The sequence below is a fragment of the Lysinibacillus sp. NPDC093210 genome (assembly GCF_044753985.1).
Taxonomy (GTDB): domain Bacteria; phylum Bacillota; class Bacilli; order Bacillales_A; family Planococcaceae; genus Lysinibacillus.
Genome location: NZ_JBIVOE010000002.1, coordinates 203683 through 226950, shown reverse-complemented (window position 1 = coordinate 226950; position 23268 = coordinate 203683). Strand labels below are relative to the sequence as shown.

At 34.8% G+C, this 23268-nt stretch carries 21 protein-coding genes, 1 pseudogene and 1 other annotated feature; of the genes and pseudogenes, 13 read left to right on the top strand and 9 right to left on the bottom strand.

Features of this window, described 5'->3' with window-relative positions; all coding sequences use genetic code 11:
* The first annotated feature begins 164 nt into the window (after nucleotides 1-164).
* From ACIP9C_RS06695 to ACIP9C_RS06680, 4 genes are all read left to right on the top strand, one after another.
* Entirely contained in the window at nucleotides 165-1502 is a 1338-nt protein-coding gene (locus ACIP9C_RS06695; protein ID WP_401009371.1) for an ABC transporter substrate-binding protein, read from the top strand.
* Between the two features lie 183 nt (nucleotides 1503-1685).
* Nucleotides 1686-2576 carry a carbohydrate ABC transporter permease gene (locus tag ACIP9C_RS06690; RefSeq protein WP_340825698.1) on the top strand — a complete coding sequence of 297 codons (891 nt, stop codon included), beginning with the start codon at nucleotides 1686-1688 and terminating at the stop codon, nucleotides 2574-2576.
* Entirely contained in the window at nucleotides 2573-3406 is an 834-nt protein-coding gene (locus ACIP9C_RS06685) for a carbohydrate ABC transporter permease (RefSeq protein WP_401009370.1), read from the top strand. Before ACIP9C_RS06690 ends, ACIP9C_RS06685 begins: the two co-directional genes overlap by 4 nt.
* 29 nt (nucleotides 3407-3435) lie before the next feature.
* Entirely contained in the window at nucleotides 3436-4560 is a 1125-nt protein-coding gene (locus tag ACIP9C_RS06680; protein ID WP_401009369.1) for a Gfo/Idh/MocA family protein, read from the top strand.
* A 233-nt stretch (nucleotides 4561-4793) separates the two neighbouring features.
* Here ACIP9C_RS06680 and ACIP9C_RS06675 read toward each other — a convergent pair whose 3' ends face one another.
* The 4 genes from ACIP9C_RS06675 to ACIP9C_RS06660 all read right to left on the bottom strand — a co-directional run bounded on the left by ACIP9C_RS06675 (nucleotide 4794) and on the right by ACIP9C_RS06660 (nucleotide 7495).
* Nucleotides 4794-5510 (bottom strand): CPBP family intramembrane glutamic endopeptidase, encoded by a 717-nt coding sequence (locus tag ACIP9C_RS06675; RefSeq protein ID WP_401009368.1) that lies wholly within the window; start codon nucleotides 5508-5510, stop codon nucleotides 4794-4796.
* A 63-nt stretch (nucleotides 5511-5573) separates the two neighbouring features.
* The gene (locus ACIP9C_RS06670) at nucleotides 5574-6269 is read right to left on the bottom strand and encodes a hypothetical protein (RefSeq protein WP_401009367.1); all 696 of its coding nucleotides are present in this window, start codon (nucleotides 6267-6269) and stop codon (nucleotides 5574-5576) included.
* Nucleotides 6266-7132, bottom strand: a complete 867-nt coding sequence (locus ACIP9C_RS06665) for an ABC transporter ATP-binding protein (RefSeq protein WP_401009366.1) — start codon at nucleotides 7130-7132, stop codon at nucleotides 6266-6268. The genes ACIP9C_RS06670 and ACIP9C_RS06665 overlap by 4 nt, the downstream gene beginning before the upstream one ends.
* Before the next feature lie 3 nt (nucleotides 7133-7135).
* Nucleotides 7136-7495: a GntR family transcriptional regulator gene (locus tag ACIP9C_RS06660; protein ID WP_401009365.1), complete on the bottom strand. Its 360-nt coding sequence runs from the start codon at nucleotides 7493-7495 to the stop codon at nucleotides 7136-7138.
* A gap of 473 nt (nucleotides 7496-7968) precedes the next feature.
* Between ACIP9C_RS06660 and ACIP9C_RS06655 the strand changes: the two are divergent.
* A pseudogene (locus ACIP9C_RS06655) lies at nucleotides 7969-8069 on the top strand (IS3 family transposase); the annotation flags it as partial.
* Nucleotides 8070-8197: 128 nt separating this feature from the next.
* On the opposite strand, the gene ACIP9C_RS06650 reads toward ACIP9C_RS06655, so the two are convergent.
* Nucleotides 8198-8668 (bottom strand): DUF2975 domain-containing protein, encoded by a 471-nt coding sequence (locus ACIP9C_RS06650; RefSeq protein ID WP_401009364.1) that lies wholly within the window; start codon nucleotides 8666-8668, stop codon nucleotides 8198-8200.
* A 717-nt stretch (nucleotides 8669-9385) separates the two neighbouring features.
* Between ACIP9C_RS06650 and ACIP9C_RS06645 the strand changes: the two genes are divergently transcribed.
* Complete coding sequence (locus tag ACIP9C_RS06645; protein WP_401009363.1) at nucleotides 9386-11347, top strand: methyl-accepting chemotaxis protein; 1962 nt, start codon at nucleotides 9386-9388, stop codon at nucleotides 11345-11347.
* Nucleotides 11348-11538: 191 nt separating this feature from the next.
* Here the strand turns inward: ACIP9C_RS06645 and ACIP9C_RS06640 are convergent, their stop codons facing one another.
* Complete coding sequence (locus tag ACIP9C_RS06640; protein ID WP_401009362.1) at nucleotides 11539-11751, bottom strand: hypothetical protein; 213 nt, start codon at nucleotides 11749-11751, stop codon at nucleotides 11539-11541.
* A gap of 594 nt (nucleotides 11752-12345) precedes the next feature.
* Between ACIP9C_RS06640 and pdxR the strand changes: the two genes are divergently transcribed.
* Nucleotides 12346-13794 (top strand): MocR-like pyridoxine biosynthesis transcription factor PdxR, encoded by a 1449-nt coding sequence (gene pdxR, locus ACIP9C_RS06635; RefSeq protein ID WP_401009867.1) that lies wholly within the window; start codon nucleotides 12346-12348, stop codon nucleotides 13792-13794.
* A 4-nt stretch (nucleotides 13795-13798) separates the two neighbouring features.
* Nucleotides 13799-14710, top strand: a complete 912-nt coding sequence (locus tag ACIP9C_RS06630; protein WP_401009361.1) for a D-alanine--D-alanine ligase — start codon at nucleotides 13799-13801, stop codon at nucleotides 14708-14710.
* Nucleotides 14711-14984: 274 nt separating this feature from the next.
* Here the strand turns inward: ACIP9C_RS06630 and ACIP9C_RS06625 are convergent, their stop codons facing one another.
* Nucleotides 14985-15929, bottom strand: a complete 945-nt coding sequence (locus ACIP9C_RS06625; protein WP_401009360.1) for a helix-turn-helix transcriptional regulator — start codon at nucleotides 15927-15929, stop codon at nucleotides 14985-14987.
* 191 nt (nucleotides 15930-16120) lie between these two features.
* Here ACIP9C_RS06625 and ACIP9C_RS06620 point away from each other — a divergent pair, with 191 nt between their 5' ends.
* Nucleotides 16121-16624: a DinB family protein gene (locus ACIP9C_RS06620; RefSeq protein WP_401009359.1), complete on the top strand. Its 504-nt coding sequence runs from the start codon at nucleotides 16121-16123 to the stop codon at nucleotides 16622-16624.
* Nucleotides 16625-16879: 255 nt separating this feature from the next.
* Here ACIP9C_RS06620 and ACIP9C_RS06615 read toward each other — a convergent pair whose 3' ends face one another.
* Complete coding sequence (locus ACIP9C_RS06615; protein WP_401009358.1) at nucleotides 16880-17308, bottom strand: HEAT repeat domain-containing protein; 429 nt, start codon at nucleotides 17306-17308, stop codon at nucleotides 16880-16882.
* A gap of 491 nt (nucleotides 17309-17799) precedes the next feature.
* Nucleotides 17800-18051: a binding site (T-box leader), on the top strand.
* Between the two features lie 81 nt (nucleotides 18052-18132).
* Between ACIP9C_RS06615 and ACIP9C_RS06610 the strand changes: the two genes are divergently transcribed.
* From ACIP9C_RS06610 to ACIP9C_RS06595, 4 genes are all read left to right on the top strand, one after another.
* The gene (locus tag ACIP9C_RS06610) at nucleotides 18133-19494 is read left to right on the top strand and encodes an amino acid permease (protein ID WP_401009357.1); all 1362 of its coding nucleotides are present in this window, start codon (nucleotides 18133-18135) and stop codon (nucleotides 19492-19494) included.
* A 376-nt stretch (nucleotides 19495-19870) separates the two neighbouring features.
* Nucleotides 19871-20131: a transposase gene (locus ACIP9C_RS06605; RefSeq protein WP_401009356.1), complete on the top strand. Its 261-nt coding sequence runs from the start codon at nucleotides 19871-19873 to the stop codon at nucleotides 20129-20131.
* A 77-nt stretch (nucleotides 20132-20208) separates the two neighbouring features.
* A complete protein-coding gene (locus ACIP9C_RS06600) occupies nucleotides 20209-20805 on the top strand; it encodes a DDE-type integrase/transposase/recombinase (protein WP_401009355.1) in 597 nt (198 codons plus the stop codon).
* A 260-nt stretch (nucleotides 20806-21065) separates the two neighbouring features.
* The gene (locus ACIP9C_RS06595) at nucleotides 21066-22109 is read left to right on the top strand and encodes a zinc-dependent alcohol dehydrogenase family protein (RefSeq protein ID WP_401009354.1); all 1044 of its coding nucleotides are present in this window, start codon (nucleotides 21066-21068) and stop codon (nucleotides 22107-22109) included.
* Between the two features lie 397 nt (nucleotides 22110-22506).
* Here the strand turns inward: ACIP9C_RS06595 and ACIP9C_RS06590 are convergent, their stop codons facing one another.
* The gene (locus ACIP9C_RS06590; RefSeq protein WP_401009353.1) at nucleotides 22507-22998 is read right to left on the bottom strand and encodes a hypothetical protein; all 492 of its coding nucleotides are present in this window, start codon (nucleotides 22996-22998) and stop codon (nucleotides 22507-22509) included.
* Nucleotides 22999-23268: the final 270 nt, after the last annotated feature.

The window sequence follows — 23268 nt, the reverse complement described above, 5'->3', positions numbered from 1 at the left end:
AAGTATAAGTGCTCCATGAGAAGAAATTCCAGCAGGGAATTACATACCATAGAGGTCATGAAGGATAGAATCGATGGAGCAATTGCTTAACGTTTTACATGCATTGTTATAAGTTAGTTTGTATTACTTTTCATACCTATAAATATTTAAGGGGTGGTATTTGAATGAAAAAGAAATTGTTAGTGCTGTTCGTCATATTAGCTATGATGATTACTACTGCTTGTAGCAGTGGAGAAAAAGAAGCAACAACAAACCAAAGCTCTTCAGGAGAATTTGAAGGTGAAATCACAGTTTGGCATTCCTTCACACAAGGGCCAAGACTAGAATTTATGCAAGCAGCTGCAGATTCATTTATGAAAGAACACCAAAAAGTAAAAATAAAAATCGAAACGTTTGCGTGGCCTGAATTTTATACGAAATGGACAACAGGCTTGCAATCTGGACAAGTTCCAGATGTGAGTACAGCATTGCCAAACCATGTTGTTGAATTAATTGATGTTGATGCACTTGTGCCATTAAATGATGTCATTGATAACATTGGTAGAGATCGTTTTTATGAAGCCCCACTAAAAGAAGGAACAGTGGATGAAAATAATTACTCCATCCCATTGTATTCACATGCGCAAGTTATGTGGTATAGAAAAGATTTATTAGAAGAAGCGGGATTGGAAGTTCCAAAAACATGGGATGAACTATATGAAACTGCTAAAAAGTTAAATAATGCTCCTGATGTTTATGGATTATCAGTGCCAATGGGATCTGGCGACATGATGGCAACAAGATTCCTAAATTTTTATGTTCGTTCTGCTGGTGAAACATTAATAACGAAAGATGGAAAAGCAAACTTAACAAGTAAAGCCGCAATTGACGGTATTAATTACTGGATAAATATGTATAAAACTACATCACCTGAAGGTTCAGTCAATTATAAAGTATTAGATCAAGCTAATTTATACTATCAAGGAAAAACTGCGTTTGACTTTAATAGCGGTTTCCAAATCGGTGGAGTGGAAACGAATTCTCCGCAGTTGCTCGATAAAATTGATGCTGCGCCAATGCCAAAAATAAATGCGAATGATCCAGAAAACGGAATTGAAACTTCTAACATTCCAGTTGTAGTGTGGAAAAATAGTAAGCACCCTGAAATTGCTAAGGCATTTGTAGAAAGCTTATATGAAAAAGAAGAATACATTAAGTTCTTACATTCAGTACCAGCAGGTATGCTACCAGCTTTAAAAGACATTGCTGAGGACCCAGAATTCTTAAATAATCCGACAATCCAGAAATTTGATAATGCCGTAAAAGTTATTAGCGCAGCCGTAGATAAAGGGACTGCAATCGGTATGGAGAATGGTCCAACCTTACAATCAGGTATTATCGTGAGTCAAGGCGTTATTGAGAAAATGTTCCAGGATATTGTTCTTAAAGATGTACCTGTAAACGAAGCTGCTGAAAAGGCCGAAAAGGAATTAAATGACTTATTTAAGATGTTAGGTAAATAAGCGGGGCTCGGAATACACAACTTACGACGCTCTCATGAATTATGAGAGCGTTTGTTTTTTAACTGGTTTCATAGAAATCCTCTACTTCTTAAAGTGTGCGATGGCTCAATAAAATTTAGAGACAATTACACTGAGGCGTAATTGATATCACAGTTCTTTACATAACAGGAAAGGAGACGAGACATGGAAAAAAAACTTAAGTCTTTTAATTTGACAGGTATGCTGTTCGTTTTACCTTCTGTACTAATAGTTATTTTACTATTAATCTACCCAATCTTTTCGAGTATCTATTTTAGTTTTACTTCGAAAAATTTAATCCGTCCATTTTATGACTTTGTATGGTTAGAAAACTTTAAATTTGTTTTAACCAATCCAGATTTTTATAGGGCTTTTATGAATTCCATAAAATGGACAGTTTTGTCGTTAGCAGGGCAATTATTTATTGGTTTTACTGCTGCATTAGCCTTAAATAGAATTCCAAAATTCACCGGACTTTATCGAACTTTATTGATAATTCCGTGGGCATTTCCAGCAATCGTCATTGCCTTTTCGTGGAAATATATTCTAAACGATGTATACGGATTTTTACCTAATTTACTTACTAAACTCGGAATAACAGACGCAAATATTAACTTTCTAGCTAATCCAGATTTGGCTTTTATCGTTGTAGTATTAATAAATATTTGGTTTGGGGCACCGTTGTTTATGGTTAATATTTTATCTGCTTTGAAGACGGTACCATCAGAACAGTACGAAGCAGCCCAAATGGATGGGGCATCCTCGTTTCAAGTATTTTGGCATATTACGCTAAGACATATTCGTGTCGTTATCGGGTTATTATTAGTTTTAAGAACGATTTGGGTCTTTAATAACTTTGACATCCTCTACTTAATTACTGGAGGGGGACCTTCAGATATTACAACAACACTGCCAATCTTTGCATTTAAAGCAGGATGGGGTATGAAGCAACTTGGAGTCGCTTCTGCCATTACCGTCATTCTATTATTATTTTTACTTGGTATTTGTTTCTTGTACTTTAAATTACTTGATAAATGGGAAAGGGAGGATCGATGATGGTAGGGAAAAGCAAACTATCTACAACAATGAATTATATTTATCTGACTTTATTAGCCATCGTGTCGGTCTTCCCGTTACTTTGGATTATTTTATCGTCAGTAAAGTCCTCAGGGGAAATGGCTAATAATCCACTCTCGTTCTTTCCTGAAAAAATAACATTTGATTACTATTTCAGAGTGTTAAATGACTTATCGTTTACTACCAATATAAAAAACAGCTTATTAGTATCTTTTTCAGCTACATTCATTACAATCGTAGTGTCCGCATTAGGGGCATATGGCATTGTTCGTTTCTTTCCGAAGGCAGGAAAGAAAATGACGAAAATCTTAATCACGACTTATATGTTCCCGCCTATTCTTTTAGCAGTCCCATATTCGATTATTATCGTATCTGTAGGTCTAGTAAATACATGGACGGGACTAGTCATAACATATCTTTCCTTTTCAATTCCTTATGCGATTTGGATGCTTATTGGATTCTTTCAAACCGTGCCATTAGAAATAGAGGAAGCAGCAAAGGTGGATGGAGCAGGGATAGTGCGTACCTTTGTGCAAGTCGTGCTACCAATCGTAGCGCCAGGTGTAGTGGCAACAGCTATTTATACCTTTATCAATACTTGGAATGAGTTTTTATTTGCCTTGCTACTTATTAATAGTTCTGAAAAGATGCCAATATCAGTGGCATTGTATTCCTTAACAGGTTCAGAAGTATTGGATTGGGGAGAAATGATGGCCGCATCTGTGATTGTCATTTTACCTTCTATTATATTCTTTATGATTATCCAAAATAAGATTGCAGGCGGTTTATCCGATGGAGCAGGAAAATAACAATTGTTTAAATAGAGAGGAGAATAAATATGAGTCAAATCAACTATGGAGTAGTAGGGACAGGCTATTTTGGAGCAGGTCTTGCAAGAATACTTAACAGTTTAGAAGATGCGAAGATTGTAGCGGTGTATGATCCAAATAATGCTGAAGTGGTTGCCAAAGAACTAGATTGTGAGGTTGAACCTGATATTGAAGCATTGTGCCAACGAGCAGATATTGATGCGATTATTATAGCTTCCCCTAATGGATTCCATAAGCATCCCGTTTTAAGCGCTGCACAAAATAATAAACATGTATTTTGTGAAAAACCAATTGCCTTATCCTATGAAGATTGTAATGAGATGATTGAAGCTACGAAACAAAATGGCGTTACATTTATGGCAGGGCATGTTATGAATTTTATGAACGGGGTACGTACAGCTAAAAAATTGATTAACGAAGGTGAAATTGGTGAAATTCTTTTCTGTCACGCAGAACGTAATGGCTGGGAAGAAGCACAAAAAGAAGTAAGTTGGAAAAAGCAAAGGGAACTTTCAGGTGGCCATTTATATCATCATATTCATGAACTTGATTTTATTCAGTTTTTAATGGGTCCAGCTAAACGTGTGTCAATGGTTGGGGGAAATGTTGCGCATCAAGGGGAACAATTCGGTGATGAAGATGATATGTTATTAATTACGCTTGAATTTGAAAATAAACGATTTGCAACATTACAATATGGGTCTGCTTTTAGATGGAGCGATCATTATGTAAAAATCCAAGGAACAAAAGGTGCAATTTTAATCGATTTGCAAGATGTAAAAGTAGTTTTAAAAACACCTGAAAAAGAAGAAAGATATTTATTGCATGAATCAAAAGAAGAGGATGAGGATCGTACAAGAATTTATAGTGGGCTAAAGTCTGACCAAGCGATTGCCTATGGTAAACCTAATCAAACACCACCAATGTGGCTGCATTCAATCATGGAGAAAGAGATGAAGTATTTCCATAGTATTATGCAGGGGGCAGAGGTTGAGGAGGAATTTATTCCTTTACTGGACGGTACTGCTGCGAGAGCATCAATTGCTACTGCAGATGCTCTTACATTGTCTCTAAATGAAGATCGAAAAGTAAGTGTTGAAGAGATAGTGTCTAAAGAAGCTTTTCAAAAATAAGATTGAAAGAAGAATGAACCGATGTGAATGGGGCATTATCGTGGGCAACCTTTATAGGACAGCTCATGGTAATGCCTTTTTATTAACTGCATGCAGATAGTAATAAGAGAAGTAACTATGCAACGTTCAAACGTATAGAAAAATACGAGAGATTGTAAACGATAGAAAAACACCTCCTAATTGAAATTAAGGTATTTATACCAGAATTCAATCGTAGATGCTTTTAATTTGATCTATGCTGTTGGGAGTAGCCCCTTTTCTTTTTTCTTAACACGTCTCCATAAAAATAACATATAAACAAATAGGACAATAATGATAATATACGCTGTTAGCATAGAGCTTTCAGCATTCCCCATAAAGTTGAAGAAATTATTAAAACCATGGAAGAGAATTGTCAAAATAATGGATTGGCCATCGATAATTAGTAATGAAAGAACAAGACCTACGAGAAGGGCATAAATAATTTGAATGACGGTATCTTCAACCGATTGCCCTCCAATTAGTTGCAATGAATGTGTGACGCCAAACAATATGCTCGAAATCCATACTGCAACAAAAGCTCCCTTAGGTTGCAACATACGAAGAAGGATTCCTCTGAAAATTGTTTCTTCAATGAACGCAACAATAAACATTTGCATGATAAACATAAGAAATAAATTGCTAATCGATTCGAAATTTAAACCTTTCGTGCCTATTAAAATAATACATAACACAATAAGAAGCGGTGAGAATACTATAATATTTTCTTTATTGATTGCAACAAAAAAGTAATGGTTCCATTTTTTTTTGACAGTAATATAAAGTAAGAGGCCAACTGCTAAAGGAATCAAAAAGGAAAATTGTAGAAACGGACTAGATGGCTGTTGAATGGATACGTAGGCGCCATTTGCAACATAAAAAAATATAAGAAGCATTTCTAATCCAATAATTTTAAAAATGATTTTTTTCATTTTGTTGATTCCCTTCAAGGTTAATGTTTTACTTTTCTTTATTTAATGTTTTCCTGCACCTTTTTATGATGGAATTGCAGAAGCTTTTCTTAATGCACTTGATATTACGATATAGATGAAAATAATAATAACTAGTAAGCTAGCAATGATAGTAAAAGCAGAAACCTCTGATACTAATTTAAACAGCGGTGTATACCATTTGAAAATGACCATCATAATCGGAATCAACGCAAGTACACCAATAAAACTATAGCCACCTAATGTTCCGAAGCGGTAAAAGACGACATTTAAAAGTAAGCTTGAAATTAGACAGAGTAGAAGTAACACAGTATCCATAGACATGGTTAAAAAAAAGGAATCAGAATTGCTGAAAAATAAAATAGGGTGGATAATAATCATATTTTTATAATCAAATAGGTTAGAAACGAGGGTAATAATTTTATGCGTACAAGCGATTACGAATGCACCAGCAAGGCTCCAAATGATAAAAAATATGCCAACGTTACACACATACTGCATACGACTTAAGCCAAGCTTTAAAAAATAGGGCAATGTTTTATTTAAAATTTTCGCTCCCTTCACACTATAAAAAATATAGACAGGTATTGAAATCGTCATGGCAAAGGATACATACTGCCCAAAAAAAGTGTCTATAAAAAAGGACAGTATGACGATTGAAAACAGAATGCACCAAAAAATAATATTACTTTTTTTATAGCTTTGAAAAAGAACGTATAAGCTACCCTGTACTGTTTTCATTTCACTAACCTCGCTTTCTGCTGTTTACTTAAATACACTAATAGGTCTTGTAAAGATACATTTTCTAGTGTGATGTTATCATCTTCAATAGGCTGACCACTGGCATACACAACGGCTGTCATCTCTTGCATAAAAGTATGTTTATAAATTACTTTTAAGTTTTTAATTACTAGCTCAACATCTTGTGCGCTTCCTTTTACTGCAACAATATACTTTTCCCATTCCTTCGCTGTTTTTTGAAGCAATAATTCACCTTCATGGAGGATAAGAATTTCCTCGAACAATTTACTAGCTTCATCTATTAAATGCGTTGATAAAAGAAATAGCCTTGGATTTTCTATTTGTTGATCGATTAATAAATCATAAAAAGTACTTCTTGCAGCCGCGTCTAATCCAATATAAGGCTCATCGAAAATCGTGATTGAAGCATTACTGGCAAACCCTGTAATAATACCGAGTGCAGATACCATCCCTTTGGAGAGATTGCGCACCTTATCTTTGGGATTAAGTGCAAACACTTGAAGTAGTTCATTTGCAAGCTGTTCATCCCACTTTGGATAGAAAAAACTATTAGTCTTTAAACTTTGCGCAACTGTCATATCTTCTTGAAAATTCCCACTCTCTGCAACAAAACAAATGTCTCGTAATATAACAGGTGCATTAAAAACATGCTCACCATTGACACAAATTTGCCCTTCAGTTGTAGAAATAAGCCCCGCTAAAAGGTTTAAGAATGTCGTTTTACCAGCGCCATTATGGCCTAAAAAACCGATAATTTTTGGTCCTTCTATAGTAAACGATACATTTTTCAAAGCACGCTTCTGTTTATATAATTTGCTTACATTTCTCACATCGATTTTCATAAGTTATCCCCTTTGTAACATATTTTGTAATTCTTCATCTGAGATACCTAAACGTATTGCCTCTTTTTTCAACGGTTCAATATGTTGTGCAAAGAAGATTTCCTTACGTTCTGCTATTAAAATCTTTCGTGCGTCAATACTAACAAACATGCCTACGCCTCGTTTTTTATAAATGACACCCTTTTCCACTAATTCGTTCACACCCTTTCCTGCTGTTGCAGGATTTATTTGATACTCTTTGGCAAATTCATTTGTCGATGGAATGCGATCTTCAGATTGTAAATGCCCATCAAGAATTGCATCTTCAATCCGTTCCCGAATTTGTTGGAAAATTGGTTTTTCATTGCTTAAAGAATAAATCACAATCCACCTCCTAGTTAATCGGTTCATTACTTGTGTAACTAACCATACAACGTAGTGAATTAAATGTCAAATTTTTGTTGGTAAAATTTATATGTAACGTATAGAACAAATAAAGTGGGAAACTGTGGATTAGTTTTATGCCACCTTATTATCAGAATAAATCTAGAACGTGATGAACTGGTATGGAAAAAGGAAATGGACAGTACTACCAAGAATAATGAGAAAGATTCACAGATAAATAAGTAGTTTTAGAGAGGATTTAAAAGCATGAATTGATAGTGAAATAAATGTTTTGAAAAGAGTGAAAAATATGCTGGAAGATAAGAGTAATGTTCAGTTTGAAGTAGGATTCGAAGAGCAAAAACAGGAGGCCGAGATAACAAAGTTCGTTTTTATAAATAAAGATTGATTAAAAATCCTGTGTTGATATGCAGGATTTTTTTATTTCTAATCGGTCCAGATTGTGGAGTAATAAGCGTGAACTTGAACTATATATTGAATACATAATCACAAACGTATAAAAGAGGAATTAAAAGGATTGAGCTCGGTACAATACCGATTTCAACCCTTCTAGCTGCTTAACTTAATATAATAGCTAAATTTATGGTGTCTTTTCGAAAAAGAATAGGCGTCCATTTTTCATTTATGGGTAATACATAATTCAGTTGGGGAAAGTGGTTATTATACTTGCAAAATAAACACCTACATTTTTTCTAGGATATTTTTTATGGGCTTTTGAAGTACGTCTATAATGGCAGCAATGATAGCTGTTACTAAAATTCCTATTAGACCAAGTGCTATCGGACCTGCTGCGTCTTCACCCGTGAACATAGCAAAAACCCTTAAGTAAACGATTAAAAACAAAATGAAGATAATCATTGTAAAAGCACACTTTTTTATAACCTTCAAGGATTTAAGGGATAACTCAGAAAAAGCATTGTTTATATTGATATAACTCAATAGTTTATATGCTTGATACAACGCAACAGAAAACGTAATGCATACTCCATAAGCACATATTAACAATGGATATATCGAGTAATCTCCTGGATGCATTTTCGCATCTCGTATAGCTGCTTGAGGTAACCAATATATACATACAGCAAGTACCGCAACTCCAATTAGAAAAGCAACGGTCTTTAAGAAAAAAGCTGAACTTAGTTTAACATTCATTTGAAGCACCTCACTGATTTAATAATAATATGATTTAATACGATAGTAGTCTATTTTTTATCGTTTATCAATATATTTATTTTGTTTTTCATTAAATAATTGTTGTTATTCACATAATTATTTAATAATCATGTGGGAATCGTACTTCAGTTAAATGGGATTTTAATGCATTACAAAACTCAACAGGTTGTGCTGTATAATCAAAACTCTAACTTTAAGGGGTCACTACCTCCTGGAACAAGGATTAGCGCTCGTTTGCATTAAAGGGCCATGTATTTGAATAACATTTCTAAATTAAAAAGGGGATTTGAACTGCACCTTTATTAGATTTCCCTTTATCGTTGGAGAGTGCAGATAAAAAGTATAAGGAAATAAATAATACAAAAATGTAAATGTTAGTTTTTTTCTTTTCATCATAGATCAGCCTTAATAGTTAATATTCAAGAAAATTTAACATTTGCTGATGATTCAATAGACTTGTTATTTACTTTGACTGAAAGCGAATTCTCCTTATATTGTCATCAAAATTGTGGTGAATATAGGAGATTTTTATTTTTCCTTAAAAACTGAATAGTAGGAAAATCATAAAGTTTGTTTGAAAAACAATTTTTCGTCCGATAAAAGTTTAGTGAGAAATGTTAAATAGATAAAGAGAGGGAAAGGTAGTGGAAAATAGTTAGTAATTTTTCACGAATTGAATCAAAAGGAGATTGATATATGAAAAAATTATTTAGCAGTTTTAAGGTCAAACTTTATACGCTATTTGCATTTGTATTACTTATCCCAGTTATAGCTGTAGGGAGTTTATCTTACTTATCTGCAAAAGATTCCATCGAAGAAGAAATTTTATTTAGTGCCAATGAAAGTGTAGAAATTTTAAATCAGCTTATAGATAAAACTATTAGTGAGAAAATCAGTGACGCTAACGTGTTTAGTAGTGAAATAGACGCTTTGCAATATAAGCAATCGCATGCATCTATTCTGTTGAAGCTTCAGCAATATGCGAAGCTCCACCCAGATGTTTTAAGTATTTATATTGGTATGAACGACGGCGATTTTACACAGGAGCCCAGATTAAATGATGCGGACTATAATCCTTTAGATCGTGATTGGTATAAAGAGGCAACAGCTTTAAAAGGAGAAACCTTAATTACGAACCCATATAAAGATGCGGGAACTGGAGATATGGTTGTCACAGTTGCCAAACAGATTAAGGATCACTCTGGTGTTTTAGCAATTGATATCAAGCTAACAGACCTGCAAAAAGTTGCGGAATCTATTCAAATCGGGAGAAATGGTTACTCCTCTATTTTCGGCGAAAATAACTTAGTAATCTCACATCCGTCTTTAGAAGCAGGCGGGGAGCTGAAAGAGAGCTTCCTTGATGAAATGTACGAAAACTCATCGGGTACTTATAATTATATCTTTGACAATGATGACCGGATACTATTTTACACAACAAATGAATTAACGAATTGGAAAATTACCGGAACTATTTTTGCTAAGGAGATTGATGAATCAGCTTCATCCATTTTGTATCACACAATCCTTATATTAGTAGCAGCTATTATTATTAGTTCCATCGTCTTTTATTTTGTAATGAAGGCCGTTATTAACCCAATTAAAGCCTTAAAGGATAGTGCCGTTACAATTAGTGAAGGTAATCTGACAGAGTCAGTTACGGTTACTTCAAATGATGAGATTGGTCAATTAGGACAAGCCTTTAATGATATGCAAAAAAGTTTACGGACACTTATTCAAAAAATTGAACAAAACGCAGAGGAAGTTGCTTCCTCGGCAGAAGAGCTAACAGCTAATGCGAATCAGACAAGTATTGCTACTGAAAAAGTAGCCATTTCGATTCAGGATGTTGCAACAAGTGCAGATTCTCAAACGATCAGCGCCAATAAAAATGCTGAGTCACTGCACGAACTTTCAACAGCTATTCTTCATATTGCAGAAATATCCTCTGCTGTGACAGATCTTTCACAACATGCAACATTACAAGCAGATGAGGGCGGACAATCCGTTCAAAATACGAAAAATCAAATGCAATCCATTCATTTATCAGTTGCGGATTCCAATGCGAAAATCCAAACATTACATGAACGATCTCAGCAAATTACGACCATATTAGATGTCATTACAAGCATTGCAGATCAAACCAATTTACTGGCGCTAAATGCGGCTATTGAGGCAGCAAGAGCGGGTGAGCATGGAAAAGGCTTTGCAGTCGTGGCAGATGAAGTGCGCAAGCTAGCAGAGCAGTCACAGGAATCGGCAAAGCAAATTTTTGAGCTTATTCGAGGAATTCAGCAAGAAACAGAGCAATCAGTTAAGATTATGGCGAAGGTGACGGAGGATGTGCAAAGTGGTTTGCATATTTCTGATGAAGCCATTACAAAATTCCAAGTAATCATGACAAGTATGAATGAAATTACACCTAAAATGGAGGAAGTATCTTCCGCCTCGGAACAAATGTCAGCAGGTGTCCAAGAGGTAGCAGCAGTCACGGAAGATTTGGCATTCTCAGCGAAAGGCAATTCAGCTGCGTCTGAGGATGTGGCCGCATCGACGGAAGAACAATTAGCTTCAATGGAAGAAATTAATGCTTCCGCTCAAGCACTCGCCCATATGGCAGATGAATTAAAACAACTCATTAGTCAATTTAAATATTAAAGCAAAACGCCACTCCTGTTAAACTAGGAGTGGCGTTCGTTGTTTTTATCAATCTTCATCCTAAAAATCCGAATTTATTAAAAATCGATTTTCACTTTCGCTCCTGCTTCTTGCATTTGTTTAATTTATTCTATTTTTTCGTTAAATTTGTTAAGAGATTTAATCGCATTTATTAATTAACTGGTTTTAAATCATTTATTTTCTATTTCTAGGGTTTCACTATTTTTAGTAACTGGTAAATCTGGTAAACCCTTGTATGTATCGCTCTTTATTTGATAAACTTTTTCATCTATTTCAACTGAAGTCGTAGCAATACTTTTGCCATTATCATTAAACTCAATATAGCAATTACCCTGTGCTATTTGTACTTCTCCAGCTTGCAAATTTAAAAAAGTCGAATCCATATATACCTAAAATGATTCCAGTTAAAAGTAATAGAGAAGATAAAGCTAGGACATTACCACCTGTTGCCCTATTATGTTTTATGAGATGGAATAAATAACCAAGCGTGAAAATGAATAAAATGAAAAAGATAATGAGAGTACTATAAAAAGCTATTAACATCTTTATCACTCCGTCTGATAAATAGTTACTATACATACGTTTTGTAATCGTGAGAATTTAATAAAAGTTGCACAAATTCACCCAAACACCGCTTTTTGTCTATTTTCATTCTTCAACAAACAGGCGCTTTCCTTGATAAGGAAAGGGTCTTTCTTCATGAAGAAGGTCAGATTGAATTCGCATAATTTCAGCATTATTTATAATGTTCAACTGGAATGGCATATTAAAGTTTTTCCAACTTCACTAGATGCAATGTCATAATAATTACTTTAAATTTCAAGTTTCAAAATATTGTATTAAAATAAAATGAACAAATGGATATTTAAAAACATGATAGTTCCACACAGCTACCACAAGACAGTAAAAATACATATTGGGTGGACCTTTTGAAATCAGTACAGGAATGTAAAAATGTTAGCAAGGAGATGAATGGAGTGTTTAACGATTTTAAGATTACGGAAGGTCGTCCTGTCTATATCCAACTTAAGGAATATTTAAAAAGAATGATAACCAACGGGCATTTACTTGAGCATCAAAAGCTTCCATCCACTCGTGAACTCTGTTCTTTATTATCAATTAGCCGAAACACCGTTCTAACAGCTTATGCGGATCTGGAACAAGAAGGGCTTATCTATGCGGTAAAGGGAAAGGGAAACTTTGTCAGTCATGTTGAGATAATCAAATCCCCATCCATCCAGTTAAATTGGACTGAAAAAGTTAACGAGCAAACCTTTTTGGCAGATGAATTGGACCTTAAAAAGCAAGGTGTACGCTGGAATAAGGAAATTATTTCATTTAATAGCATCGCACCCGATGAAAAGCTTTTTGATATAGAAAATTTTAAACGGGCTTTTTTAAATCGAATGTCTATTGAAGGAGACATCGTTCTTAACTATGGATATGCAAAAGGCTATAAACCACTTATCGAATACTTGCTTCGCTACATGGAAATTAAAGGAGTAGACACTCGAAATAAAGATATTTTAATTACCAATGGATTCACGGAAGGTCTGGATCTCATTTTATCCTCTTTAAATAAAAAGAGCGGCCGTGTTATTTGTGAAAATCCAACTAATGACTCTGCTCTTAAGCTCTTTCGATTACATGGCTTCGAAATTGATGGAATTGCAATGGATGATGATGGTGTAAATATTAGTAATCTGGAAACAAATCTATCGAAAAAAGAATATGATTTTGCGTACTTAATTCCGTCTTACCATAATCCAACTGGAATCGTAACGTCTTCAAAAAAAAGGAAAGAAATCATGGATTTGTTTTCTGCATATCATCTTCCTATCATTGAAAATGGATTTAACGAAGAATTACGTTATTCAGGGTCACATCTCGCATCATTGGCATCCTTCGCTGGACAAGGAAATAATGTTATTTATATTAGCAGCTTCTCTAAAATTCTTTTTCCTGGTTTACGGATTGGCTGGATATTGGCAGATAAAGATTTGATTAATTACTTAGAAAGTATGAAAAGAGCTCGAACAATTCATACGTCTACATTAGATCAAGCTGTGTTATATCAATATTTGATTGATGGATACTTTGAGAAGTATATAAAAAAAGCTAAATCAGTCTATAAGAAAAAGTATGAAATAACCGTTAGTTATTGTAAGCAATTTATTCCATTCAAACGACTAACTGGTGACGGAGGACTTCACATTTTTATAGAACTAGAAGACCACATTGATTCACGAAAACTTTTAGAAAAATGTTATCAAAGGGGCGTTGTTTTCTTACCTGGTAATGTTTTTCACACGGACAATAGTGGAAACAATACTTTACGATTAGGATTTTCTAGGCTGAATGAAAGAGAGATTATTAAGGGTATAAAAATCATAGGCGATACGTTAAAAAATAATTATGGGGGCTAGAAAAATGAGAGTTGGCGTAATTATGGGAGGGGTTTCTTCCGAGAAGCAAGTTTCAATTATGACAGGTGAAGAAATGATCGCGCATTTAGATAAAAATAACTATGAAATTGTACCGATTCACATAGAGCACAAAGAAGACTTAGTGGAAAAGGTGAACGAACTTGACATTGCACTACTGGCGCTGCATGGCCAATTCGGTGAGGATGGTACTATTCAAGGTACTCTTGAAACCATGGGAGTTCCTTATACAGGGAGTGGCATTCTGTCCAGTAGTTTATGCATGGATAAGAATATCTCAAAAAAAATCATCCGCTTTGAAGGCGTGCAAACACCAGATTGGATTCACCTTACGAATATGGAAGAACTTAAAATGGATGAACTAGACAAAATGGGCTTTCCACTAGTTGTGAAACCTAATTCAGGCGGTTCAAGTGTGGGAGTCAAAATTGTTTATAATAAAGAAACACTAAAGCCAGCTATTGCGGAAGTATTCAAATGGGATACCGAAGTGATAATTGAAAAGCTAATTATGGGAGAGGAAATCACTTGTTCCATTTTGGATGGAAAGCTTTTACCGGTGATTTTGATTCGTCATCAGGGAGAGTTTTTTGATTATACCTCCAAATATAATGATGTGGCTACGATTGAAGAGGTGGTCCAGCTCCCTCCCGAAACACATGCCCGTGTCTCTTTAGCTGCTATGACTTGCTATAATTCATTAAAATGTAGTGTTTACGCCCGAATCGACATGATGATGCAAGATGGTATCCCTTATGTGATGGAAGTTAATACATTACCAGGGATGACGAAAAATAGTTTACTGCCAAAAAGTGCACAGGGAGCGGGTATTCCTTATCATAAGCTACTTGACTTAATCATTGAACATTCACTTGAATTGAGGAAAAAGGGTATTTAGAATGTACGGAAGTTAGTCCTAAAAATATTTCGCATAATACTAGATTCAGAAGGATGACTCTTAAATCCGCAGCAGTTTAGTTGAAATTAACAGTCATAAATGGAATCACCAAAAGATCTTATTAAAGTGTTACCTCAATCTGAATAATATCTATGGAATCTTCTCGATTTCATTAAAGGGCCATTTAATGGAATAATTACAAATGGAACTTACATTTTGATTTATATTATTTATAAATGTAAGTTCCATTTGAGTATAAGAGTTTAATTTTTAGTTAATTATACTGATTTAAAATATTATTTAACTTTTCCTTCATACATTCAATTAATTCAGATGGACTTTTAATAAAAGCTTCTTCACCAAAAGTAATAAAATAATTACAAAAAAAGTAAATGTCACTTTTGGAGATATTACCATTCAAAATGCCGGTACCATCTTCTCTTTTAGACAACTCTATATTTGCCCATTTCTCGGATTTATACATTTCCACTCCCTTGTTAGTTAGTTCCACATTTAATTGGAATGTACATTCTTTAGTATTAATAAGGCTAAAACGGTTTTTTAAATAAATATTTGATAAATCTATAGGGCCATTCTTTTCATCACGTTCTAAGGATGTTATACGATCACATCTAAAGACTCGATAATCCTTATTTAAAAAACTATAAGATGGACAATACCACTTTCCTCCATTTGCATAAATACCAATTGGTTGAATACTTCTATAAGTTAATTCCCCATTTTTTTCATATTCTATTTTCAGTACTTCCTGTTCGATTGATGCCTCCAATAATCGCTTTAAAAACGGGATTTTTTCCTGTTGGTAAACAGATACAAAATCAACTCGATTTTTCATTTTATCAATCGCATCTCTTATGTCTCCAGAAAGAGTTAAATAAAATTTCTTTTTTATAGATTCATATTCAGTATCAAATGGAAGGGAAATATAGTGTCTTAAAGCATGAATCGCAAAAAAAATAGAGATAGCTTCATCTTCACTAAAAGCAATTGGAGGGAGAATTCTTTCATTTAGAACTTGATAACCACCATGAGGGCCTGCTTCAGAATATAATGGGACACCCATCTCACTTAATTCTTGCAAATCTCTTAAAATGGTTCTTTTTGAAACTCCAAATTCTTGCGCTAGTTCCCTAACGGTAAATCTTTTCTTTCGATTAACCATCATTATCATTTCATTTAATCTTTTTGCCTTTGACATACATACCTCCAAAAAATAACAGTGACATAAGTTGTCACTATCATAATATATAATCACAAATAGATAAAGAATAAGGGAGATGTGAGTCTAATTAGATTTTCCTAACAGATAATATGGGAGTAACTAGTAATAAATAACTCATTACAGCTGTCTTAGAATTATCAATTGAATGGAATGTGGAGGAATTAATTATGTATGAAACGATTTTAGACTTTATTGAAGAATGGAATTTGGAAGCAATGCTAACTCAAAAAGTGTTGGATAGTTTAACGGATAATTCATTAAAACAAAAAGTTTATCCAGAAGGTCGTACTTTGGGAAGGATTGCATGGCATTTAACGACTAATATCCCTGAATATTTAGCAGATTTCGGGTTGAGGATAGATTGTTTTGAAAATGGTGAGAGCGTCCCTTCATCGGCAAAGGAAATCGCTGAAACCTTTAAAAAAATAAGTTCTTATGCAGCCGAAGTTATTGAACAACAATGGACAGATGATTCTCTGAAGCAAGTACAAAATGCATTTGGAAGAGAACAATCAAATGCTCGAATTTTAATGGGTCTCATTAAGCACATTGTTCATCATCGTGGACAAGTTACTATTCTTATGCGACAAGCAGGAATAAAACCTTTTGGGGTTTATGGTCCGCCAAAAGAAGATTGGATTCATTTTGGGGTGGAAAATCCACCACTTTAATAATATTGAGCTAATGGGCATTTCTCTAATCAGGTTATCTTTACCAATTGCGTGCTTTCAAGGAAAGTGACTCATTTCTAATTTTTAACTGGATGCGGAATAGCCACGCTACTTCTCCCATTTATTTTAATATTGAACTAACGGAGCAGGTTAGTTTAATAAGGTGTTTATACTATCATTAAAAAAGATAAGAAAAAGTCATTCCCTCCACAAGCGGAGAGAATGACTTTCCTTTATAAATCGCAAAACTACTGATTACAGTTTTACCCAACGTTCCTCTAACCAGTTCATAAATTCTTTACCTTTGTCACCTTCATACGCATCAAAGACATCTAAACGCATACGTTTTAGTTTATCAGCAAAGTCTGCCACTGTATGGTCCTTCGGCAAGCTCTTTTTCACCCTAAGGAAAATTTTGTCTGTTCCTTTAATAATATCAAAACGTGCAGGTGATGGCTTCTCTACGTCCTCACCGAGCGCCACAAGTGCTTCATAGGCGGCTAATTGCACCTTGTTGACAGTATCATTCTGCATACGATTTTTTAATAAATCTATGATTTTGTCATGTTGATAAGCCGATAATATTTCGACTGCATCTAAACGCTCTCGCCAGCTAGACGTATAATTGGCTTGTTTTTTTAATGCTTCATACTGCTCAGGTAATGCTGTTTCAAACTGTTTCAAGTAATAGCACCTCTTTTTTTAACTAGAGGAAAAATGAATTCTTCTTCTGCTTCTCTTATTATACGTTGTTTTGGAGAAAATAGCGATGAATCGCTGGTAAAGATATATATAGAAGATGGAAACTAACTACATTAAGGTGACCTGTATCATAAGTAGGTAGTATTCTTTATTAGATTTGCTTTTCTTCTTAAACTAACGGGGTGCAATAGTTAAACAAGAAAGATGCTTATACTCTCCCACAATCACAATCGGGCTCGATTCTGAATAAGGATCAGCGAACGTTTTTATTAAAGGGCCAGATTGTTGAATAACATTCTTAAAAAACTTTTGTTGTAATATTTCCTTTAGCTTATATATTTAAATGGTGAGTTGTTTTTATATGGTGAATTGTCATATATAAATTAAGAGGTTATGAAGAAATTTTGAAAATTATATTGACAAAATATTTTTTTTCTGTAAAATGAAAAACAATTCAAAAATATTTGTATAGAACAAAGGCTATGAAAAGAAATAGTATCAATTACTTTTACGAACAGAAAGTTACCGGTTGATGAGAGGTGCATGTAAAACGATTGAGAATTCATCTTGGAGCCGTGTACCGAAAAGATTATTCTAAGTAGGCTACGCCGGTAAGCACCCGTAATCATGTGCGAGAGTATCGTCAAATGACCGTACTTCTTAAGGTAAGTAATGTGAATTGCTTATAAATTAAAGGTGGTAACACGAGTTGAATCGTCCTTTTGGTTAATCCAAAAGGGCGTTTTTTTTTATTCCTTTTTTGAGCAAAGTATTTGAAAATCTAAACGTATTAGGAGAAAAACATTATGAATGACAATCATCAAGATTCACAGCTAAAACGCGGATTAAGTACTCGTCACATGCAACTAATTGCACTGGGCGGTTCCATTGGGGTCGGTTTATTTTATGGCTCGAGTTCAACGATTCAAATGGCTGGGCCATCTATTTTACTAGCTTATTTAATTGGCGGATTAGTTATTTTCACAATTATGCGTGCATTAGGCGAAATGGCAGTAGAGGAACCTGTATCAGGCTCGTTCAGTACGTACGCGAATAAATATTTAGGCCGCTTTGCAGGGTTCTTATCTGGTTGGACGTATTGGTTCATGTGGATTGTCGTTGGCATGGCAGAATTAACAGTAGTCGGTGTATACATTAACTACTGGTTCCCTGATATTCCACAATGGGTAACTGCCCTTGTAGTACTTTTTATTATGATGCTTGTAAACTTAGCAAATGTAAAAGCTTACGGAGAATTCGAATTCTGGTTTGCGATGATTAAAGTTGTTGCGATTATCGGTATGATCGTTCTAGGATTAGCCATTATTTTCTTCGGAGTCGGCAACCACGGTGAAGCAATTGGCTTCGATAATTTATGGGCACACGGTGGCTTCATGCCAAACGGTTTCCATGGTATTTTAATGTCACTAGTATTAGTAATGTTCTCATTCGGTGGGGTTGAATTAGTTGGTATTTCTGCAGGAGAAGCAAAAAATCCTAGCAAATCAATTCCTTCAGCTATTAACAACATCGTTTGGCGTATTTTAATTTTCTACATTGGTGCATTAGGTATTATGATGGTTATTTATCCTTGGAACGAAGTAGGTTCAGAAGGTAGCCCGTTCGTTCAAATTTTCGATTACGTCGGCATTCCTGCTGCGGCTCACATTATTAACTTTGTTGTAATTACAGCAGCAATGTCAGCATTTAATAGTGGTTTATACGGTTCAGGACGTATGCTACACAACTTATCGGTACAAAAAAATGCTCCAAAATATTTTAAAACAGTAAGTAAAAACGGTAGTCCGCGTAGAGGAATTTTATTTTCTTCAGCGGTGTTATTAATTGCAGTGGTCTTAAATTATATAGTACCTGAAAAAGTGTTCATCTATATTTCGGCTGTTGCGACTGTTGCAGTCATTACAAGCTGGATGATTATATTATTAGCACAATTGAAATTTAGAAAGTCAAAAACGAAAGAGGAAGTAGCCGAACTGAAATTCAAAATTCCGCTATATCCACTTTCTACGTATATTGCCATTGCATTCTTATTAATGGTTATTGTGTTAATGGCGTTTATTCCAGATATGCGTGTTGCCCTATATGTCGCACCAATTTGGTTTTTAATCTTATTTGTTGGATACAAAACAATAAATGCTAAAAAGTAGTTAAATCATTTCACTTTAACTGATACTTCTTCAACGAAGACATATATTAAAAAGTCCTTTTGGTTAACTCGATTGGTTACACCTATCTCTAGTTGGTTCTCAAGTTCAGGCGTTTATAGAAGTCGGAAAAAGAGATTCCTGCAGGAGCGTCTCGTAAAGCCTTACAGCCATAATGGCTGTAAGGCTTTTTATTTTTATACGTAGTTATGGATAGCTTAAAAATTTGCCTAAAATTTGTCCAAATCGATCTTCTTGGTTATAGGTTGAAGAAATGAGAACTTGCTCATTGGTCAGTTTCTTGAAAAAGGTAGCCATTAACATATCTAGACATAAATATGACTAGATACTATGATAAATAGAAAATGGGGGGCTCAAAATGGGGAGAAAACGATATTCATCAGATTTTAAATTAGAAATTGTTAAACAATATCGCCTCGGCACTGCTGTAAGTAAATTATCAAGCGAATATGGTATATCAGAGGTTACGATTTATAAATGGATTAAATTATACGCACCTATTGATGGTGTAGTCGACATGACTAAGGCAGAGGTATTAAGCGTACAAAAAGAAAACGAGCGCTTAAAACAAGAGGTTGATATTTTAAAAAAGGCTATAACCATATTCGCAACCAAATAGCTGAAATAGATATAATTGACTATATAGAACGAGAAAGTGAAAAATATGCTGTTAAAGTACTTTGTGCGCTACTAGACTTGCCGAAAAGTACTTATTACAGCGCTTTGCCAAAAAAAGCAACAGACATACCTCCAAAGTCAGCATCAGAGGTATTATTAGAGGAAATTGAGCAGATTTTTATTGAAGATGGACAACTTTACAATGGTGCACAGCTATATGAAAGATTAAAAAAGCGAGGCTTTCAGGGAAGTTTGCGGAAAGTACAGCGGGTGTTAAAAAAAGCTAAGGAAGTACAAGTAGTAGAAGCGCAGAAGCCAATAGTAAATAGGGGATTTGAAACAACAAGAGCGAACGAAAAGTGGGTAATCAATGTAAGTTATGTACCAACGTGGCATCAGGGTTGGGTTTATATGGCATCTATTATAGATGTACATACAAAGAAGTTAACAGGATTTAGCTTTGATCAATCAATGAATGAAAACTTAGTTGTACAGGCACTACAGAAAGCATATGCCCAATTTGCAATGCCAGTTGTATTGTATACAAGCCTACAACCAGCGTTTATTGAGCACTGCAAAGAAGCAAGTAAAGAAAAAGAATTGTTATTACCACCAATTGTTTATAAGGATTATTTGTATGATGAGGAATGTTTACAAGCAATTGTCCCTTTTTAACAGGTACGGAAAATCGACTGCGCCGAGGTCATGCTTCCATCAGCGATTTAAAATGAACATAATGAGAAGATGAAAGCTTCCTTACTTGGCATATATGATGCCATTTAAGGAAGCTTATTTTGTTAGGCATTATATGGTGTTATAAAAATTAACTAAATAGTGTCCTAAATATTGACGTTTTCTGAAAAATTAATTATATTTATGGTGTATTAGGATTTTGTAAGCCTAATCAAATTCTATTGAGAGAGGAGACATTCTAAATGAAAGCACTTGTATTTGCGGGACCAGGTAAAAAGGAATTGCGTGAAGTTGAAAAACCACGTGTAGTGAAAGACGGCGATGCAGTTGTTCGTCTTGTAAAAACAACAATTTGTGGTACGGACTTACACATTTTAGGCGGCGATGTACCTGCCGTTAAAGAGGGTACAATTTTAGGTCATGAAGGTATCGGAATCGTAGAAGAGGTAGGCGCAGGCGTATCAAACTTCAAAGTGGGCGATAAAGTAATTATTTCTTGCGTGACTTCATGTGGTAAATGTCATTATTGTAAAGAATCATTATATGCACACTGTGAAGACGGTGGCTGGATTTTAGGTCACTTAATCAATGGTACTCAAGCAGAATATGTTCATATACCACATGCAGATAATTCTCTTTATCACATTCCTAAAGGGATATCAGATGATGCAGCCGTAATGATTTCTGATATTTTACCAACTGGTTTGGAAATTGGTGTATTAAATGGTCAAGTATCACCTGGTGATGTAGTAGCCATTGTAGGTGCTGGCCCAATCGGTATGTCTGCATTATTAACTTCGCAATTTTATTCTCCTTCTAAAATCATTATGATAGATCTCGACGATAACCGTTTAGAAGAATCCAAGAAATTCGGTGCGACAGATACAATCAATTCACGTGATGCGCAAGCTGCAATTGATAAAATTTTTGACATTACCGATGGTCGTGGGGTGGACGTAGCAATTGAAGCTGTAGGTTATCCTGCAACATTCGATATTTGCCAACGTATTTTATCACCTGGAGGCCGTTTAGCAAACGTTGGTGTGCATGGCAAACCTGTCGATCTACATTTACAAGATCTATGGATTCGTAACGTTACAATTTCTACGGGCTTAGTTTCCACAAGCACAACGCCAATGTTAATTAAAACGTTGGAAACAGGGAAGATTAAGCCAGAGGGATTAGCAACACATCGTTTCAAATTTGATAAAATGATAGAAGCGTACGAAACATTCGCTAATGCTGCGAAAGAGAATGCTTTAAAAATCATTATTGATTTTGAATAATCGAGAATTATCTTAAAAAGTCCTTAAAGTTCAGTGGGGACAAGCTCCAAAAATTTGTTTTAAAAGTAAAGGAAAAAGGCTGTGCCCACAGGGGCCTAAATAAATATATATAGAAGAAATCTTCTAAAGTAGCATTTCAAGCTAGATGTTAACAGTTTAGTAAGCACCATATATATGTTTTTAACAATATGAAACCGTGTATGTCGTCGGTAGGTAGTGGAGTATAAGGTGCTACGTACATGGGAAGTTGTGAGAACGATTTAAAAAGGACTTGCATAGATGCGTATAAGTCATACATGCAAGTCCAATTGGTATTAAATTGACGCACCTGATAGCTCAAAATGCGAACTGGATGTCAAAAAAGATTGCTCGGTCCACTACGCATTCGTACGGTAGTTCACCCATGCAGGAAATTTTCAATCTTATTTCGTACTACTGCTGGGGGTATTAGTTGGATATGTTCACCTTTATCGTCACATGTGAAAATGCCTTTGAAAACTTCGGGCATGGCATCGTACTGATTCTCTAACTGTTCATTAAATTTCTTAAAACAGTCATAAGAATATTTTTCTAGCAGGTAGGGTAACAAAAAAGCTGACCTTAAGATTTCATATTCCTGATAATTATATGGTGTACTTTCGGGACGCTTCTTTAAGATTTCCAACATCTTATTCATTAAATGGACAACCTCTTCTTCGCTTGCAAATGCAGCATATCCTCTAACGGCAGTAAGCCGCATATCCAAATACCGTTCTTTTTTAAAGACTTTTAGAAAAAAGTCCTTTCCGTCCTCTGGCAAGTCAAATACTAATTGCTTTAATAAGGTATTACGTTTAGCAATATCCTTTGTCTTCAAATATGTTTCCATTTTTGTGCTTTTATCATCCATATAATTCACCTCCATTGCTGAGCTGTAAGCTTACATCTTTAGAAAGAATATGGTGAGGGAGCTTGATAGTTCTATTGCTTCGAGTGTTCCAATTTCCCTCTTTTAATCATCCCCTTTAGTATAACCTGTATTATTTCCAAAGTGCACCATGTGATGGATTTCTTCAACTAAGCATGGAAGTAGCAGTGAAAGGGTTTTGAGGCGATATATGCTCCCCTTTGATATCGAACCATAATCAATAAATAAAAATCTGCCAGTAAAAAAGGGAAA